Origin of the sequence: Clostridium sp. AF28-12 (assembly GCF_003435225.1) — a bacterium.
Classification (GTDB): Bacteria; Bacillota; Clostridia; order Lachnospirales; family Lachnospiraceae; genus Pilosibacter; species Pilosibacter fragilis.
On the sequence record NZ_QWGJ01000061.1, the window covers coordinates 627 to 1074 of the forward strand.

1 protein-coding gene is annotated in these 448 nt (G+C 52.5%); it reads right to left on the reverse strand.

Annotated elements, in window-relative coordinates; translation table 11 throughout:
* A partial coding sequence (locus tag DWY93_RS17730; RefSeq protein WP_242990765.1) for a type IV secretory system conjugative DNA transfer family protein occupies nt 1-448 on the reverse strand: 448 nt, incomplete at both ends.

A 448-nucleotide genomic window follows, 5' to 3' on the forward strand; every position in this document is an offset into this window, starting at 1 on the left:
CAGCTTATCCAGCTCCAGCTCGTCATAAGACATGATCTCCCGAAGCTGGGGAATATCAAAGGGAGCCAGTCTTGCACCGCAGGAAATCAAAATGCTTTTGGCTGTCTTGCCGCTGGCGAGCTTGTATTTCTTATACTGCCTCACGGCGAAGTGCTGGGGGCTGCGGCGTTCCAGCCCGTCAAACATATAGTCCACCGCGTTTTTGAAGGTTTCGTCATCCTCCCGGACTTCCATGCTGCTTATCATTTCCACCAGCGTATTCATGTTGCGTTCTTCCTCCGGCCCCTCAAAGACGATGTAGGCCACAAGGGCGCAGTACAAGAGGGTTTCAGCTTTAGTCCAGAACTCGTCGCCCTCCTTGCCGTCGCCTTTGGTGTTGGCGATCAGAGCAGTAACGAATTTCAAAACATCGCTTTCCGTCTTGATATAGGCCAGCGGATTGTAGTGC